The organism is Erythrobacter sp., from assembly GCF_023653175.1.
Classification (GTDB): Bacteria; Pseudomonadota; Alphaproteobacteria; order Sphingomonadales; family Sphingomonadaceae; genus Erythrobacter.
Genome location: NZ_JAMNXL010000017.1, coordinates 1 through 18,522 on the forward strand (window position 1 = coordinate 1; position 18,522 = coordinate 18,522).

Here is an 18,522-nt window from a genome sequence, read left to right on the forward strand (position 1 = left end):
CATAATTGGCGCCCGCCGACAGCGTGCCCAGGGTGATCGCCGAGGTGCCGACCCCTGCGGTCACGCCCGCCGCCGCCAGCGCTCCGGTCAGCTGGTCGCCATTGACGAGACCCTGCCCGCCGATGCCGAAGGTCAGCGCCGGATTGGCGTTGCCGTAGACCCGCGAGAAGCTGTCCGCCGTGATCGTGATCGGCCGCGGGGTGATGGTCAGTCCCCCGGCATTGTAGGTCACCGTGTAATTGGCGCCCGCCGTCAGCGTGCCTTGCGTGATCGCGTAACTGCCGACGCCGGTCGTCACCCCGGCGATCGTCGTCAGCGCGCCGCTGAGCTGGTCGCCGTTGACGAGGCCCTGCCCGCCGACGGTGAAGGTCAGCGCCGGGTTGGCGTTGCCATAGATGCGCGAGAAGCTGTTCGCGTCGATGGTGATCGGGCGCGGGGTGATGGTCAGCTGCCCGCCGACAAAGGTCACCGCATAGTTGGCGCCGGCATCAAGCGAGCCTTGCGTGATGCCGTAAATGCCGACGCCGCTGGTCAGCCCGGCAGTGGTGGCGAGCGCGCCGCTCAGCTGGTCCCCATTGACCAGCCCCTGCCCGCCCACCACGAAGCCCAGCGCCGGATTGGCGTTGCCGTAGATGCGCGAGAAGCTGTTCGCGGTGATCGTGATCGGGCGCGGGGTGATGGTGAGGATGCCGGGGGCAAAGCTGAACTGGTAGCCCTGCGCGCTCAGCAGCGAGCCGAGGTCGGCATCGATCGCATATTGGCCGATGGGCGAGGTGCCGTCCGCCAGCGTAACAAACTGCGCCGCGCCGGTGATGTCGGCGATGGAGTCCCCCGGCAGGAAGCCGGCGATGGTGGCGGTGAAGGCCGGGTTGGCATCGCCGTAGAAGCGCGCGATGTCATCGGCGGTGACGGTCAGCACCGGTGTGATGCGGAACGCCGCGAAGTTGCCGCCGGGGTTGAGCGCGTCATAGGCCGTTTCGGTCAGCACGTTGTAGCGCCGCGCGAAATTGCCCGGGCTGCCGATCTGCGATCCGGTCGGCGTGGCGGCGAAGATGCCGAAATGCCCGCCGCCGGTGAGGATCAGGCCGGCATTGCCGTGAAGGTTGATGACCTCGCCGCCAAGCGCGGCAAGGTCGATCGCCCGTCCGCTGCCCGAGGCGGTCAGCACGCCGTCGGCGAGCACGTTGATGTTGCTCCCCGCGATCATGCCGAAATTGCGCACGTCGATGGCGCTTGCGGTGATGTTCGCGAGCGTGATCGCGCCCGTCTGGCGCTGCGGATCGCTCAAACCGTCGACCAGGTGGATGGTGACGCTACTGGTGCCGCCGTCGATCCGCGCGCCTTGAAGCATGGTGATTCCCGACACCCCCGGCTGCGCCAGCGCCTGCCCGCCGCCGAGATTGGCGGTCAGACTGACCCCGCCGGTGGTAGCCGAGACGTTGCCGTCGATCAGGATCGAGCGGCCTGCAAACAGATCGACCGATTGCCCGCGCAACCCGCCGGTCCCGCCGCCCGCGCTCGTGTTCCCGCCGGCGCCGGGCACGATGCTCTCGACCGTCAGCGTGCCGCGGGTGTCGATCTGGATCACACTCGTGACCGGCCCGACCGCGCCGTTGCCGATGAACCCGTTTTCGCCATGCGTGACGATGATGTCGCCGAAGGCGAAGGCGTTCAGCTGGCCGGTGACATTGAGGCTGCCGCCCACCGCCTCGATGCGCGAGGCCTCCGGATCGGGCTCAAGCAGGTTGCCGATCGCACTCGCGGTGAAATCGCCGAGATTGGCGCTGCCGCCCAGAAGCCTGACGATGAAGCGGCCCGCGGTATAGGCGAGCGCGTTCGGATCGGCCCCCAGTGCATCGGCACTGACGGACAGGCTGTTGGCCGTGAGGTTGGCGGTGCTGCCCGACGAGGTGGTGAAGCTGGCCAACCCGCCGCGCGCGGCGCCGCCGGTGGCGGTGTCGGCGCTGGCAATGATCGTGATCGTGTCCGCATCGAAGGTCGCAGCGCCGCTCAGCCCCATTCCGGCAATGCCGCCATCGGCGAAGGTTCCGGTCTGCCCGGCGAGGCCGTTCGACGTGCCCTGCGCGCTGAGCAGCACCCGCCCGGCGTCGACAGAACCTCCGTTGGCAAACAGCGTCGCGAAACCGCCGGTGCCGTTGCCGACGGTTCCGGCAAACCCGCCGCTGCCATCGCCGCGGATGGTGATATTGGCCGGGGCGCCCTGCGCGCCGGGGGTCAGAGTGAGCGTGCTGCCCGCAAGCTGGAGCGCCGCCACGCCGCCCACGCCTGTGCCGCCGGTGCCGTCCGGCCCGGCGTCGCCGCCGCGCGCCGAGGCGATGATGTTGAGCGGGCCGACCAGCGACAGCGTCGATCCGGTCGCGTCGACCTCCACGTTGGCCCCGGTGGCATTGCCCCCTGTGCCGCTGCCCGAGGTTGCCAGGCCGCCCGCCACGTTCTGCACGACCGACAACGTGCCGCCGGTCAGGCTGGACGAGTTCAGGGTAATGTTGACCGTGGTGCCGGTCGCATCGCCGCCCGCCACGATGCCCTCGCCGCCGGTCATCGCGCTGTCGAGCGTCAGGAACCCGGCGCCGCCGGTCGGGCTGTTGGCGAGAGCGATGGTCGCATTGGACGCGTTGACGGTGATCGATCCGCCGCCCGCATTGCCGCCGCGCTGCCCGTTGCCGCCGATCGCGGTGTTGAACAGGCCGAAGGTGCCGGCGAGATTCGCGGTCGCATTGAGAACCTCGAACAGCACCGAGCCGGCGGTCGCATCGCCGCCATTGCCGCTGCCCGAGCCATTCCCGCCCTGCGCCCCCGCACCGCCGCCGGTGTTCCCGAGCGTGATCGTGCCATTGTTGATGACGCGGATCACGCGCGAGCCGCCGGTCGCATCGCCGCCGGTGATGTTGGAAGTCGATACGCCGGAGTTGCCGCCTTGCGCGAAGGTCGAGGGCGTCGCCGCGCCCGCCACCAGCGTTCCGCCATCGACCAGCAGGGTTATGCCCCCGCCGATACCCGCGCCGCCGGTGCCGCCGTCAGCCGCGCTGTCGCCGCCGGTGCCCTGGGCGAGCATGAACAGCGAATCCGCCGCACGATCCGGATCGGCGAGAATGTTGACCGGCAGGTTGGCCGCCCCGCCGAGCGCCGCGGAGACAAGGATCGTCCCGCCCCGGCCAAGCCCGCCGATCCCGTCACCGCCATTGGTGACCTCACCGAAGCCGCTGGCATTGAGAATCGCGCTGCCGCCGGGTGATTCCGTCGCGAAGGCATCGGGCACGTTGCGCAAGATGGTGATGCGGCTGCCGGTGCCGGTGGAGATCAGTTCGACAAGGCCGCCCGTGCCGTTGCCGCCTTCGTGGGCGGCGGCCTCACCGCCGCGGCCGATCGCAGTGAGCTGGACCGAGCCAAAGGTCTTGGTCGCGCCCGCGCTCGAACGGATCCACGCGTGCCCGCCCTGGCCATTGCCTGCGGCAAAGCCGGTGACGCTGTCCCCGCCGCGGCCATTGGCGAAGACTTCGGTATGCCCGGTGACGCTGAGAATGCCGGCGTTGCCGGCCTGCGCCTGGCCGATATAGGCCTCGCCGCCCAGGCCGTTGCCGCCCGCGCCGTCGGCCGAAAATCCGCCCGCACCATTTGCTTCGATAGACAGATCGCCGTTGATCGTGATCCTGGTGCCGTCGATCTCCATCTCGGCGACCCCGCCGATTCCGTCGCCGCCGGTGCCCAGATTGGTGACGCCGCCCACGCCATTGGCGCGGATCTCGACCCCGCTGGTCACGAGCGTCCCGCCGAGGCTGCCGACGATCGCGGACTCGCCGCCGCGGCCGATCCCGCCGGTTCCGCCTGTGCCGCCATAGCCGATGGCGCTCAGTTCGACGATGGTGGCGGTGGCATCGCCTGCGCGCAGGGTCATCACCGCAGTGCCGCCGGTCGCCTCGCCGCCGTCGCCTTGGGCGATGATGCTCGCGCCGCCGGCGCCCGCGAAGGCATCGCTCTGGGCGAACACGTCGTCAAAGGTCGCACGGCCCTGACCCAGGGCGCCGGTGCCGCCGAGCAGCGCGAGGCCGACCTGCGCGAGCCCGCCGAAGGCATTGCCGCCACGCCCGCCTGCGAGCGTGCTGCTGTTGTCCGAGCCGCCATCACCGCCCACCCCGGTGGCGACAGCGGTCGCCGATCCGGTGACGATGATCGTCCCGTTGTCACCGCCCGCCAGAATGAAGGCGCCGCTGTTGAAAGCGGGATCGGCCTGGTTGGGGAGCGTGAAATTGCCGCCATAGCCATCCCCGCCGCGCCCGCCGGGAATGCCGAACCGGTCATCGGCGTCCCCGCCCCTGCCGCCGACGCCCTGGGCGAAGGCGATCGCATCGCCGCCGATGGTCAGGCGCGCGGTCTGGGTCGCGGTGCCACCGGCCTGAAAGGCCGAGTTGCCGCCCCGCCCGATCCCGCCATTGCCGCCGAAGAATGCCGCGCCGCCCAGCCCCTCGGTTCCGGCAAAGGCGCGGCCCGCGATGGCGATCTCGCCGACATTGACGACTGCTCCCGCGATCCCGCCAAGGCCTTCGCCGCCGGTCAGCCCGTCGCCAGCGGCGGCCAAGGCATCCGCGTCGAAATCGCCGCCGACGGTGATCGTCCCGCCATTGAGCACCAGCGCCGAAGCGCGCCCGCCGCGCGCCACCCCGCCGGTGCCGCCCGTATTGGCGCCGCCGCGCGCTGTCGCATTGAGCACCAGATCGCTGCCGATCTCGATCAGCCCGCCTTCCTGCACGCTGACGGTCGCCTCGCCCGCATCGGCGATGGCACCCGCGCCCGCGACGTTGACCGATCCCGAGGTGGCCCCGGCACCAAGGAAGGCAGGGCCGGTCACGGTGATCGTGCCGCCGCCATCGAACAGCGAGAGGCGGGCCGTGCCGCCATAGGCGTTGGAAACGCTCGAGGCGCTCTGGAGAGAGCCTTGCGCGCCGCGCGCGTCGGCGAATACGGCGAGATCCTGACCCACGTTCACCGTGCCGCCCGCGCGCACCCGCACTTCGGCCGCGCCGCCCCGCGCCTCGGCCCCGGTGATGATGTCCGAGAAATTGGTGCCGAGGCCAGAAGCGCCGACGCTGGCCGCGCCGGTGATGTCGACCGTGCCTCCATTGGCGCTGATCGCCGCGCTGCCGCCGCGGGCGATGCCTGCGATGCGGCTGATGGTCTCGGTCCCGGCAAAAGCATTGGCCAGGACGAAGGCCGAACCGCCTACGGTGATCGTGCTGCCCGCATTGGCCTCGATCAGCGCACTGCCGGCGGCCGCATTGATGACGTCGAGCGATTGCAGGCCCGAGCCGCTCACCCCGTAATCCTGCGCGTCGATCAGCACGTCGCCCGCGATGCTGATGTCATTGCCGCCCGAAGCGATCAGGTTGGCGCTCTCGCGCCCGACCAGCAGCAGGTTGCCAGCAAAGCTGCTGTCCGCACCCGTCGCAGCCGCGGTTACCCGGTGCGAGCCGACTGCCAGCAGGCTGCCGGTTACCGTGGCATCGGTAATGTCGATATCGGCGCGCGCGCCGGACAGCGCGGAGTTGGCACCGAAAATGGCGCCAGTGCCGTTGCTGATCGAACCGCCGTCGACCGTCCTGCCGAACACGTTGTGATTGGCCGCAAGGATGATCTCGCCGTTGACCACGCCCGCGCTCTGCGCCGGATCGAAGCCGAGATTGCCGCGCAAGAGCATCGAGATCGGATCCTGCGAGGCGCGCGCGACCGCGTAGATCAGGTGGTTGTCGCCATTGGTGCCGGTGCTCGACGGGCCGCCGATGGTGCCGTCAAGCGTCACCACTTCGCCCGCCGCGGCGGTGCCGACCGGCACCGAGATGCTGAACAGCCCGTTGTCGAAGGTGAGATTCACCGCCTCGCCCGCGACATAGGCATGGCTGCCGTTGACCCGCGCGATGCCGCGCATCTCGACATCGGCGGCGACTACCGCGAAGAAGGCGTTTTCGGGCGTGGCGAGGATTTCCGCGCCCGGATCGATGCGGATCCGCGCGGTCGAGCCTTGCGCGCCCTGCAACTGGAGACCGAAGCCGGTCTGGGCGAACTGGTCGAAATTGTTCGGCGTCGTGTCGAGCGTGGTCAGCAGCAGCTTTCCGACATCGAAGCTGGCAGTGCTGCCGACCAGAATGCCGGTGGGCGAATAGAAGGCGATGAACCCGCCGCTCGTCGAGCCGCCACTGGCATTGAAGGTCTGCGAGATGACGCTGCCGTTGATGACCGCGACATCGCCGTTGGTGGACGGCAGGATGCGGTTGAGCACCGCAAACTCGCCGATGAACGAGGCATTGGGGTTGTTCCGGTAGAAGGCGGTGGCGCCGGTGGGCAGGAAATCGAGCGCATTGCCCGCCGCATCCTCGAGCGGCTGCCAGTCGATCACCACGGACCGGGTGAAGACGTCGACGGTGGTCTGGCTGGGCACCGTCTGGTCGATGTTCGCCCCGCCGAAGGTGACGGTGCCGTCGGCCTGGATGCCCTGCGCCCGCGCGGGCGCTGAGCCCAGCATCAGCCCGAGCGCCAGTGCCGCGCTGCCGCAGCCGATCAACAGGGAGGCGCGCTTTGCGGTGGCTTGGCTCATCTCAAAATCTCCACGGGAACAGGCGGGCGGTGAGCGAGAACAGGAAGCGGACATCGCCCCTTCGCTGGGCAAGATCAGGCGTTTCGAGGGGCACGGCGACAACCAGATCGCTCTGGATGCCGCGCCCCCAGGACAGGCGCACCCCCCCGCCGGCCGACCATAGCTTGTCGGGGTTGGAGCCGGCGCGGCTCGGATCCTCGTTCCAGACGACCGCGAGGTCGGTGAACAGGTAGGGCTGCCAGGCGACCCCATCGGCGGTCTCGGGGCTCATCGAGCCGTAGCGCAGCTCGAGGGCATTGAGGATGCCGCTGTCGCCCAGCACCGCGCCCGGATCATAGCCGCGCCCGATCGAGAAGGAGCCGGCGGCCAGTTCCTCGAAGGCGGGCAGCGCGTCGCCGGTGATCTGCGCCTGGGTGTTCAGCGCCAGCGTCCACAGCGGCACCGGGCGGTATTCGATCCCGCTGTTGAGGCGCAGCACCAGCGGGGTGGGATCGGCCTCGATCCGGCTCGGCCCGGCCGTGCCGCCGAGCAGACAGGCGAGCGGGTTGGGGCGGCAATCGGGGCTCGCCGAAAAGACGTCAATCCCCTGTCGCAGCTCCGCCCCGTAGCGCAGGCGAAGCTTGGGCTCGTAGGGCGTATAGCCGCCCGCGCGCACCACCGAGCCCTGATCCATCATCTCGCCCGACAGCCGCACATAGGCCATTCGCACCCGGTCGCGCGTAAGCCCGAAACCGTTCAGCGACACGTCCTGATCGACATAGTCGAACCCGGCATCGGCATAGAGGCTGCTCGCCCGGGTGCGCAGCAGCGGATAGCTGGCAAAGGCGCTGGCGAAGATCGTCTCGGAATCGACGCTGAACCCGGCGATCCCGGTCGAGGGGTTGGTGGTGCTCCAGGTGAACTGTCCGCCGAGCCGCAGCCCCTCGCTGCCGACGCGGAAATCATGGCCGACCTGCACCGTCTGCTGCTCTTCGAAATCGAGCGTGGTGAACGCCGCCAGCGAGGTGCGGTCGCCCATTCCGGTGACGTCGTAGATCTCGCCGCGCAGCACCCCGCCGTAGCGGCCGATCGCGCGCGAGGCGAGGTTCTGGATGTTGAGGTCGATCATCGCGCGCTGGCGCAGCACCGCGACCTCGCCGACCAGATCGCCGGGCGCACCGCCTGCGGCCTGACGCAGCGACAGACGCACGTCGAGCCCGGGCAGATCATCGGCAAGCAGCAGGTAGCGCTCGGCCCGGTTGATGTTGAACACCTCGTCGGCGGTGAGCTTTTCGAGGTAGCGCGCCACCAGCTCCTCCGACGCCCCCGCCTCGCCGCGCACGCGCACCGAGGTGAGGCGGCCGAACACGACCTTGAAATCGGGGGTGCCGTCGGCAAGGCTCTGCTCGGGAATCTCGACCGTGGCGAGATAGCCGTCGCGGCGCAAGATCGCGTTGGCCTCGGCGCGGATGTCGCACAGCACCGAAACCGGCAGCTCGCGTCCGACATAGTCGGCATAGGCGCGCTCGAGCGAGAGGCCGGGCACGCGGGCGAGACCATCGAAGGCGGCACCCTTAACGGTGAACTTGATCCCGGCATATTCGGGACGGTCGAGCGCGCAAGGGGCGCGTTCGAAATCGCCGTCGACCGTCAGCGTCGTGGTGCGTTGCGGCGGGCTCTGGTCGGGCGGCACGAGGTCGCTGCGGTTGGGCGGCGTGATGCCGGCGGCAGGCCCCGCCTGCGCGAGCGCGGGCGCGGGCGCGGGCGCCAAGCACAGCGCGCCAGCCGCGACGGCAGCAGTGCTGGCAAACGAGCGCAGGTGCCCGCGCGGCCGGCTGATGTGAGCTTGCGACAAGGTCCCCCCCAAACTTCCGTGACCCGGCCCCGTCCGCCCACCGCGCTTGCGGCGGGCCGCGCACGAAGCCCGGACCCTCAAATACACGCGCGCCGGCTTGACACCCCTCAGTGGCAATCCTGCGAACGGCGACCCCTCTTGTCCTGCAACGCTACTCGGGCTTGCAGCAAAGGCAAGCACGCAGCGCCCCCTATCGGGCCGCAGTGGCAAGATTGTCGCGTTTGGACAACAGTGCGAGCGTTTGCATCCGCTCCGGGGAGGAATCGGGCGCGCCGATACCGGGCCATCAGCTCCCGGCGGCGAGCATCACCTTGGCCGAGGCACCCGACAGCGCGCCGGGCTCGGCGGGGAGCTTGGCCGGGCGGGCGGCACCGGGATAGGCCTGCCCCAGCAGCGCGAGCGCCTCGGTGATGCTGGCGTGGAGCGCCGGATTCTCGGCCTTGATCCCCGCGCCCGAGGCGGCAAAGGCACCCGCCGCGACGCGGGCGAAGCCGTACCCGTCGAGATAGGGCTCGTAAGCATCGTTCTTGGGCAGCTGGCGATACATCGCGCTCGCCCGCTCGATCATGTCGGCGATCACTCCGCCGGCGACCTTGGCCTCGCTCGCGCCAGACTTGGGCGCCTTGGCCGCCGCGCCGCGCAGCGCGGCGATAATCGCGTCATAGGCCTTGTTCACCTCGGCCACCGGCTTGCCCGCCAGCGCCGCATCCGAGGCAGCGGTGAACAGCGGCTTCATATCCTTGACCCCCAGCGCGGTAAAAGCCGGGTCCATATCGAGCAGCACTTCGCTGACAGGATGCGCGAACATTTCCGCCGCCGCGTCCTTCTTGCCCGCCGCATAAGCATCGCGCGCGGCGACGACATGGGCTTCGGCCACAGCCAGAGCGATCCCGTAGGCGACCGGGTCCTTCGCCGCATCTGCAGTCGCGACGCCGCCCTCGCCCTCGCCGCCCGATGCAGCCGCTTCGCCTTCGCCTGCGCCGCCCTCGCCTTCACCGGCCGTGGCGGCTGCGCCGGGGGCGCCCGCCTCGCCGGTCGCACCCTCGCCGCCGCCCGCCTCGCCGCCGCAGGCCGCAAGCAGCCCGCCTGCAAGCGCGGTGCCGAGGCCAAGCTGGGTCCAGAGTTTGAGCGTGCTGTTCATGGAAGGGGGTGCGTCCTTGGGGTGTGATGAAATCCGCTCAGCCTCATGGCCGAACTGATAATCACTCGCAAGAGCCGTTTTGCAGGAAAACCTCGCCCGTGCGAACCCCAAGTCGCCTGCCGAGCGCGATGTGCGGTTCGTCGATGGGGCACAATGCCCCTTTTCAGCCCCGCGCGCTTTGCCCTAACAGGCGCCTCTTGCGCCCAAGCGGGCGCCATCCATTCGTGAGAGAGGTTTGCTGCACATGAAGACGATCCTGCGCGCCGGGGCCAGCGCCCTGCTGCTCGCCGCACCCGCCATCGCCGCCGCCGATGAAGGCATGTGGCTGCCGAGCCAGACCGGTGCCATCGCCGACGAGATGAAGGCTGCGGGACTCGAACTCGACGCCAAGACGCTGGGCGACCTCCAGCGCCCGCCGCTCACCGCAATCGCCTCGCTGGGCGGCTGTTCGGCGGCGTTCCTGTCGCCGCAGGGTCTGGTCGCGACCAACCACCACTGCGTCGCGGGTTCGCTCCAGTACAATTCCTCGCCGGAGAACGATTACCTCACCGACGGTTTCCTCGCGAAGGCGCTGGGCGACGAGCTCCCCGCCGCTCCCGGCAGCCGGATCTACGTGATCGAGGATCTGCGCGACGTCACCGCCGCGATGCTGAAAGGTGCCGACAAGCTCGAGGGCCGCGCGCGCTATGACCGCCTTCAGGCCAACCGCACCGCGCTGATCGAAGCCTGCGAGAAGCAGGCCAACCGCCGCTGCGATGTGCGCGCCTATTTCGGCGGGGCGCAGTACTGGCTCCAGCAGCAGCTCGAGATCCAGGACGTGCGGCTGGTCTATGCGCCCGCGGGCGGGGTCGGCAATTTCGGCGGCGAGAAGGACAACTGGATGTGGCCGCGCCACACCGGCGATTTCTCCTTCTACCGCGCCTACGTCGCGCCCGACGGTTCCTCGGCCGCATTCTCCAAGGACAACGTGCCCTTCAAGCCCAAGGCGTGGCTGCCGATCGCCAAGGAGGGCGTCAAGGAAGGCGACTTCGTGATGGTCGCGGGCTTCCCCGGCACCACCGAACGCCTGCGCACGGCTGACGAGGCGCGCTTCTATTACGAGGAGCTCTACCCCTACCAGCAGCGCATGCTCGCCGAATATGGCGACAGCATCGACGCTCTGACCGCAGGCAATCAGGCGGCGGCCATCGCCTATGCCGCAACCCTGCAGGGCGTCGAGAACTACGAAAAGAAGATTGCGGGCCAGTTGGCCGGTGCCGAGGCGATCTCGCTGGTCGCCAAGAAGCAGGCCGAGGAAGAGCGTTTCCGCGCCTGGATCAAGGCCGACCCGGCGCGCGAGGCGCAGTATGCGGCGCTTGCCGAACTCGACAGGCTGGTGGCCGAGACCAACGCCGTCTCGCTCGCCGATGCCAAGCGCGGGCTGATCGGCCGCGGCCAGCTTTATGGCGCAGCGCGCACGCTCTATCGCTGGGCGAACGAGCAGGCCAAGGCCGACAAGGATCGCGAACCCGGCTTCCAGGCGCGCGACAAGGCCTTCATGACCCAGCGGATGCAGGTCATCGAGCGCCGCTACGTGCAGGCGATCGACCAGCAGCTCTGGGCGGACGGTATCGCCGAATACCGCACGCTCCCCGCCGACCAGCGCATCGCGAGCTTCGATGCCTTCATGGAAGGCCGCGAGCTTGCCTCGCTCTATGCCGGCAGCGAGCTTGGCACGGCCGCCAAGCGCATGGAGTGGATGGGCAAGACGCCTGCCGACTTCAAGGCATCGAGCGATCCCTTCATCCAGCTCGCGGTTGCCACTTATGACGAGGCGATGGCTGCCGAGGCTGCCGACAAGGAGCGTGCGGGCCGCGTGCAGAAGGCGCGCTCGCTGGTGATGGCCGCGCGGCTTGCCTATGCGGCGAGCCAGGGCAAGACCATGTATCCCGACGCCAACGGCTCGCTGCGCTTCACCTATGGCAAGGTGACCGGCAAAGCGGTCGACGGGCAGGTCTGGACCGCCTTCACCACCGCCGAGGGCATTGTTGCCAAGCACACCGGGCGTGGCGAGTTCGATGCGCCCGACAAGATGATCGAGCTGATCAAGGCCAAGGACTACGGGAGCTACATCGCGCCTGCCCTCGGCACCCTGCCGGTCGACTTCATGTCGACGGTCGACATCACCAACGGCAACTCGGGCTCCTCGACGCTGAACGCGCGCGGCGAGTTCGTGGGCCTCGCCTTCGACGGCACGATCGAGGGCGTGGTCAGCGACTGGATGTATGATCCGGCGATCAACCGCACGATCCACGTCGACAGCCGCTTCATGCTGTGGACCATGGACAAGGTCGACGGCGCGACCCGCCTGCTTGAGGAAATGGGCGTCAAGTAAGCCGCCCCATTTTGAATAAGTATGCGGCGCGTGGGATTCCCGCGCGCCGCCTGCTATTGCTCGCCGCGTGAGGATTCCGGGCGGGGAGAGAGCAATGCGCGAAGTCGTTGTGGTCGATATCGGCGGGACCCATGCCCGCTTCGCGATTGCCAGCTTCGGCGCGGACGGGGCGATCAGTCTCGACGAGCCGGAAACGCTCCATACCGCCGATCATGCGAGCTTCCAGACCGCGTGGGAGGCCTTCCGGACCCGCAAGGGCGGAACCCTGCCGCCGGCGGTGAGCATCGCGGTGGCCGGCCCGGTCGGCAGCCCCGGCAAGCCCAATCCGGTGATCCGCTTCACCAACAACCCGTGGATCATCCGCCCCGCCCTGATCCCCGAGAAGCTCGGCGCGAGCGCGTACACCATCGTCAATGATTTCGCCGCGGTCGCCCACGCCGTTGCGCGTGCCGATAACAGCCAGTTCCTTCACCTTGCCGGCCCCGATGTGCCGCTGGCAAGCGAGGGCACGATTTCGGTGCTCGGGCCAGGCACAGGGCTGGGCGTCGCGCATCTCTACCGTTCGGGGAGCCACTACCGGGTGCAGGCGACCGAGGGCGGGCATATCGACTTTGCCCCGCTCGACAGCATCGAGGACGCGATCCTCGCCCGCCTGCGCCAGCGCCATCTGCGCGTCTCGGTCGAGCGCGTGGTGGCCGGGCCCGGGATCGTCGACATCTATCAGGCCCTCGCCGCGCTCGAACACCGCACCGTGCCCGAGCGCGACGCGATCGCAATCTGGAACCTCGGCACCTCCGGCGAGGATTCGCTGGCGGCGGCGGCGGTGGACCGGTTCTGCCTGTCGCTGGGCTCGGTCGCGGGCGACCTTGCGCTGGCGCAGGGCGGCTTTGCCGGCGTGGTGATCGCGGGCGGATTGGGCTACCGCATCCGCGACACGCTGCTCGCCTCGGGCTTTGCCGCGCGCTTCAAGGCCAAGGGGCGGTTCGAGAGCCTGATGGCAGGGATCCCGGTCAAGCTGATCATCCACCCCCAGCCGGGGCTGTTCGGTGCCGCGGCGGCCTTCGCCTCAGAGCATGGGGAAGACGCATGAAGACCCTCGCGGCGCTCGAGGCGCGGCTGGGCGAGCTGCACCAGCGCACGCGGGAAACCCCGCTGTTCAACCCGGTGTTTCAATTGTCGCTCGATCTGTCGCGGGCCATCGAGGCGGGCGAGACCAGCCTCGATGACGTCGCCGCGCTGGTCGCAACGCTGGAGTGCGACGGACTGAAGGCGCGCGCGCGCAAACTGCGCACATTGCTGGCGCCGCCCCCTGTGCCCGCACCCGCCGAGGCGGAGGATTTCGCCGCCTTCGCCGCGCGCTGGGAGAACCCGCAGCTCCACGCGGTCTTCACCGCCCACCCGACCTTCCTGCTCAGCCCCGCGCAGTCCGAAGCGGTGGCGACGGCGGCATCGGCACAGCAGGAGGTCGACGACACCGCCTGCGCCGTCCCCGCCACCCGCACCGCGGTGACGCTCGAGCACGAGCATCGGGCCGCGATGGATGCCATGGCCCGGGCGCAGGACGCGCGCGACGTGATCGTCGCCCGCCTGATCGCCGAAGCCCGCCGATGCTGGCCGCAGGAATGGCGCGCGCTCCGGCCCCTGCCGTTCCGCTTCGCCAGTTGGGTCGGCTACGACATGGACGGGCGCACGGATATCGGCTGGCGCACCTCGATCGCCTTCCGCCTGGCCGAGAAGGCCGAGCGCCTTGCGCGCTACACGGCCAGCCTTGAAGCACTCGACGCGGCCCACCCGCTGCTCGCCACCCTGCGCCCCGCCGCCGCCTTCGCCGCCGCGCGGGCCGAGGACTTTGCGGGCGACCTCTCCAGCGCCGAGGCTCTGGCGAGCGCCGCCAACCGGCTGACCACACACAGCCCCGACAACCTCCTCAGCCTCGCCCCGCTGATCACCGCGCTCGAAAGCGAAGCGACAAGCGCGCCCGACGAGCGCGCCACCGCGCTCCTCACCCTTGCCGCCGCGATGCGCGCCGACGGGCTCGGGATGGGCTGGATCCACTTCCGGGTGAACGCCAAGCAGCTCCACAATGCGGTGCGCCGCCGGCTGGGCGGGGATGACGAGGGGATCGATCTCGCCAGCAAGGGCGCGCTGATGACCCTGCGACGACTGGTCGACGAGGCCGCGACGCTGCGCACCAATTTCGCCGCGCTCGCCACCGAAAGCTCGACCGCGATCCGCCAGTTCCTCGCCATGGCGCAGATCCTCAAGCATATCGACGCCGACGCGCCGATCCGCATGCTGGTCGCCGAATGCGAGCAGCCCGCCACGGTGCTCGCCGCACTCTATTTCGCCAAGCTGTTCGGGGTCGACGACAAGGTCGATGTCTCGCCGCTGTTCGAGACCGAGACCGCGCTCGAACATGGCGGCCGCTTCCTCGACGCGCTGCTCGCCGAGCCCGCCTACCGCGCCTATGCCCGTGCACGCGGCCGCGTGGCGGTGCAGACCGGGTTCTCGGACGCGGGGCGCTTCGTCGGGCAGGTGCCCGCCGCGCTCGCGATCGAGCGCCTGCAAGGCCGCCTTGCCGAAGCGATGGCAGCCAATGGCCTCGGCGATGTCGCGGCGCTGGTGTTCAACACCCACGGCGAGAGCATGGGGCGCGGCGCGCACCCGGCGAGCTTCCGCGACCGCCTCGAATGGCCGCTCTCCCCTTGGGCCCGGCGGCGGTTTGCGCGTGCCGGGATCCGGCTTGAGCCCGAGGTCAGCTTCCAGGGCGGCGACGGCTACCTGTTCTTCGCCACGCCCGAACTGGCGCTCGCCACGCTCAGCCGGATTGCCGAGCTGCGCCCCGCCGAGACCGACATCGCCGCGCCCGCCGACCCCTTCTACCACCGCACCGACCTCAGCCTCGATTTCTACCGCGCGGTGAAGGAGCATCAGGGCGATCACTTGGCCAGCCGCACCTATGCGCGCGCGGTGACCGCCTTCGGGCTCGGCCTCCTGAACCCCACCGGCAGCCGCGTCTCGCGCCGCCAGTCGGACATCAATGCCGACCGCGAGATGAGCCTTCGCCAGATCCGCGCGATCCCGCACAACGCGATCCTCCAGCAATTGGGCTATCCGGTGAACGTCATCGCCGGGTTCGGCAGCGCGGCGGACGGCAACCGCGAGGAGATCGCCGCGCTGCTCACCGATAGCCCGCGCGGCAGCCAGATCCTGCGGCTGGTGCGCAGCGCCAATGCGCTCGCCAGCATCAAGACCGTCGCGGCCTATGGCGAGCTGTTCAACTCGGCCTATTGGGCGAGCCGCACCTATCGCGGGACAGAGGATCACCTGGCAAGCAGCTGCGCTGCGCTGGCCGAATATCTCGTCGGCGATGACCGCACCGGGGTGTTTCGCCGCCTGGCCTCGCGCCTCAGGATCGACGCGCTCAAGCTGCATCGCCTGCTCGACCTCTTGCCGGATGACATCACCGATGTGGAAGCGCGCGAGCATGTGCGCCGCCGCATCGGCGTGCTGCAGGCGCTGCGCCTCGCGCTGCTCCAGCACATGTTCCTCAAAGCCGTCGCCGTCCCCGCCTTCAGCCGCGCCAACGACATCAGCCGCCGCGACGTGATCGACATGGTGCTGACCTTGAGGATCGGCGAAGCCCTCGCCCAGCTGCGCCGCGCCTTCCCGGTGCGCGTGCCCGGTCCGCGCGATTTCCCGCTCGACGAGCTGAGCGACTACCCCGATGGCGGCGAGGAAGGCTATGGCTCGATCGAGCGCGACTTCATGACGCCGATCGCGCGGGCGCAGGAGCTATCGCTGCGGATCTCTACCGCAATCGCCAACGAATTCGGCGCGCACGGTTGATCCCGCTCGTCCCCCACCCGCCCGTAAAGGACTGATCGGTCGCGCAGCGACCGCAAGCCCGAACAGGCGCCCGCAGCGACGCGGCCTTCAGGCCGCATGAGCGAGGATTTCGCACGCCGGAGGGCGTGCGGAAAACGATCAGCGCGCCGTGCTTCCCCGCGCGATCAGCTTCACCGGCACACGCCTGCGCGCGGCCTCGCCTTCATCCAGCACGGCCTCGACCAGCGCCGCGCCCGCTTCGGCAGGGTCAGGGGCGATGGTCGTCAGCGGCGGGCGGCTGAAGCGGCCCGCTACCAGATCGTCGAAGCCCATCACCCCCACCGCTTGCGGCACGGCGAGATCGGCGGCGGCGAAGGCTTCCAAAGCGCCCAGCGCCATCGCATCGCAGGCAGCGAAGACCGCGTCGACCCCCTCCCCCCGCTCGATCAAGCGGCGCGCGGCGCGGCGGCCTTCCTCCTCGCGGGTGGCAGCGTTGACGGTGGGAGCAAGGCACGGCTCCAGCCCGGCTGCGCGCATCGCTTCGGCATAGCCCTCATAGCGCTCGGTGAACTGCACTTGCGGGGTATTGAGCGCGCCGAGGAAGCACGGGCGCTTGTAGCCCGCCGCCAGCAGGTGCTCGACCGCCAGCCTTCCGGCCGCGCGGTTGTCCGAGCGCACCCAGTCAAGCTCGTCGAAGGGCGAGCCCCAATAGGCGACCCGGCGGCCCTCGCCCTCGATCCCGCGGAAATGCTCCCAGGCGGCGGCGTTGGTGGTGGTGCCTATCACCACCAACCCGTCGGCGCGGCCCTGTTCCTGATAGTGGCCGAAGAAGTCTCCGGGGCGCGCCTGAAAGCTTACCAGCGTCTCGAAGCCCTTTTCGGACGCGGCGACGCACACAGAGCCGAGCAGGGCATAAGCGAAAGGGTTGATGCTCGAGGCATTGTCGCCCTCGCGGCAAATCACCACCACCGCGAGCGTGCCGGTGGAACCCCGCCTGAGCCGGGCGGCGCGCTCGTCGACGAAGTATCCAAGCGCCTCGGCCGCCTCGATCACCTTGCGGCGGGTCGCCTCGGCGATCGCAGGAGAGCCCGAGAGCGCACGGCTGACCGTCGGCTGGCTGACACCCGCCCGCTCCGCCACATCGAAGGATGTCGGCCGTCTTTTCGGTCCCCCGTTCATGGGCCACGCTTCTAGGGCCTCACGTTATCCCCGCGCAAGCGTGCGAGTGTCTTTGGCCTGCATTGCTATACGCACTGGAAAAGCCGCCGCGGTTCTTGCAGGTTGACACGGGCGCGCGGATTGTGAACGTTCGCAAAAATAAGACGCTTTGGGAGAGAGCGACAATGGCAATGGCACCGGGCGGCAACACCGCGGGGGATTTCGGGCACTCGGGCGCGGGCGACACGCCACAGGTCGATGCGCCGGGCCTCAACTACTTCGTCTTCGCGCTGTTCTTCATCTTCGGCGGGATCACCTCGCTCAACGACGTCATCATCCCCAAGCTCAAGGAACTGTTCACGCTCAACTTCTTCGAGGCGAGCCTGGTGCAGTTCTGGTTCTTCATCGCCTATGCGATTGTAGGCATTCCCGGCGCGCGGCTGGTCAAGAAGCTCGGCTACATGCGCGGCGCGGTCGCGGGGCTGGTGACGATGATGGCGGGGTGCCTGCTGTTCATCCCGGCGAGCCAGACCGCGCTCTTCCCGATGTTCCTGTTCGCCTATTTCATCCTCGCGACCGGCGTGGTGCTGGTGCAGATCGTCGCCAACCCGCTGATCAGCCTGCTGGGCCCGGAGCGCACCACGCATAGCCGCCTTACCTTTGCGCAGGCGTTCAATTCGCTGGGGACGACGATCTTCCCCTATGTCGGAGCCAGCATCATCCTCGGCTCCATCGCCGGCGTCAGCGCCGCCGAGCTTTCGGGCGAGGCCTTGCAGACCTATCGCCAGACCGAAAGCGCGATCATCACCAGCACCTATATCGGTCTTGCCGTCGCGCTGGCCGTGGTCGCGGGCGCGGTGTGGATGTTCCGCAACCGGCTGAGGGGCGAAAGGCACGAACAGACCAGCCTCGCCGACGGCCTCGCGCTGCTGGGCCGCCCGCGCTTCGGCTACGGTGCGGCGTGCATCTTCCTCTATGTCGGCGCGGAAGTCGCGATCGGCAGCTTCATCATCAACTATCTGGCGCAGGAGGAAATCCTCGGCCAACCGGAAAGCGTGATCGGCTGGATGGTGACGCTCTACTGGCTCGGCGCACTGATCGGGCGCTTCATCGGCTCGGCCGTCCTGCGCTTCGTCAGCCCCGGCCTGACGCTGGCTGCGGTGGCGGCGGGCGCGATCACGCTGATCGCCATCTCGGCCAACGGCACGGGCCCGATCGCGGGCTACACCCTGCTCGCGGTGGGCCTGATGAACGCGATCATGTTCCCGACGATCTTCAGCCTCGCCTGCGAGAAGCTGGGCCCGCGCGCGGCGGACGGATCGGGGATCATCAACGTCGCGATCTGCGGCGGCGCGATCATCCCGCCGATGTTCGGCGCGCTGGCCGACGCGACGAGCCTCGCCTTCGCGCTGGTGCTGCCGGCGGCGTGCTATGCGATCATCGCCGGGTTCGGGATCTTCGCGCGCAAGCCCGCAACAGGCCCGGCCACCTCGGGCGTTGCCGACCCATTTGAATAAGTATGCGCCCTCTGGCGGATAGCCTCCCGCGCGCCTAGGTAGGGCGCGACGCAAAGAGGGGGC

General features: G+C 69.3%; 8 protein-coding genes. 4 read left to right on the forward strand and 4 right to left on the reverse strand.

Annotated features, from left to right (window positions below; genetic code table 11):
• The 3 genes from NBV68_RS03780 to NBV68_RS03790 form a co-directional block, all read right to left on the reverse strand.
• Positions 1-6,607: MBG domain-containing protein (locus NBV68_RS03780; RefSeq protein WP_296307359.1), on the reverse strand; the 6,607-nt coding region annotated here is incomplete at its 3' end.
• A 1-nt stretch (position 6,608) separates the two neighbouring features.
• The gene (locus tag NBV68_RS03785) at positions 6,609-8,357 is read right to left on the reverse strand and encodes a ShlB/FhaC/HecB family hemolysin secretion/activation protein (RefSeq protein ID WP_296307360.1); all 1,749 of its coding nucleotides are present in this window, start codon (positions 8,355-8,357) and stop codon (positions 6,609-6,611) included.
• Positions 8,358-8,727: 370 nt separating this feature from the next.
• Positions 8,728-9,582 carry a hypothetical protein gene (locus NBV68_RS03790; RefSeq protein WP_296307362.1) on the reverse strand — a complete coding sequence of 285 codons (855 nt, stop codon included), beginning with the start codon at positions 9,580-9,582 and terminating at the stop codon, positions 8,728-8,730.
• Positions 9,583-9,826: 244 nt separating this feature from the next.
• On the opposite strand from NBV68_RS03790, the gene NBV68_RS03795 reads away from it, so the two are divergent.
• From NBV68_RS03795 to NBV68_RS03805, 3 genes are all read left to right on the forward strand, one after another.
• A complete protein-coding gene (locus tag NBV68_RS03795) occupies positions 9,827-11,956 on the forward strand; it encodes a S46 family peptidase (protein ID WP_296307364.1) in 2,130 nt (709 codons plus the stop codon).
• Positions 11,957-12,050: 94 nt separating this feature from the next.
• Positions 12,051-13,046, forward strand: a complete 996-nt coding sequence (locus NBV68_RS03800; protein ID WP_296307367.1) for a glucokinase — start codon at positions 12,051-12,053, stop codon at positions 13,044-13,046.
• Complete coding sequence (locus tag NBV68_RS03805; protein WP_296307369.1) at positions 13,043-15,805, forward strand: phosphoenolpyruvate carboxylase; 2,763 nt, start codon at positions 13,043-13,045, stop codon at positions 15,803-15,805. Before NBV68_RS03800 ends, NBV68_RS03805 begins: the two co-directional genes overlap by 4 nt.
• Positions 15,806-15,943: 138 nt before the next feature.
• Here the strand turns inward: NBV68_RS03805 and NBV68_RS03810 are convergent, their stop codons facing one another.
• Positions 15,944-16,963, reverse strand: coding sequence for a LacI family DNA-binding transcriptional regulator (locus NBV68_RS03810; protein ID WP_296307371.1), 1,020 nt, complete (start codon positions 16,961-16,963; stop codon positions 15,944-15,946).
• 164 nt (positions 16,964-17,127) lie between these two features.
• On the opposite strand from NBV68_RS03810, the gene NBV68_RS03815 reads away from it, so the two are divergent.
• Positions 17,128-18,459 carry a sugar MFS transporter gene (locus tag NBV68_RS03815; protein WP_296307373.1) on the forward strand — a complete coding sequence of 444 codons (1,332 nt, stop codon included), beginning with the start codon at positions 17,128-17,130 and terminating at the stop codon, positions 18,457-18,459.
• Positions 18,460-18,522: the final 63 nt, after the last annotated feature.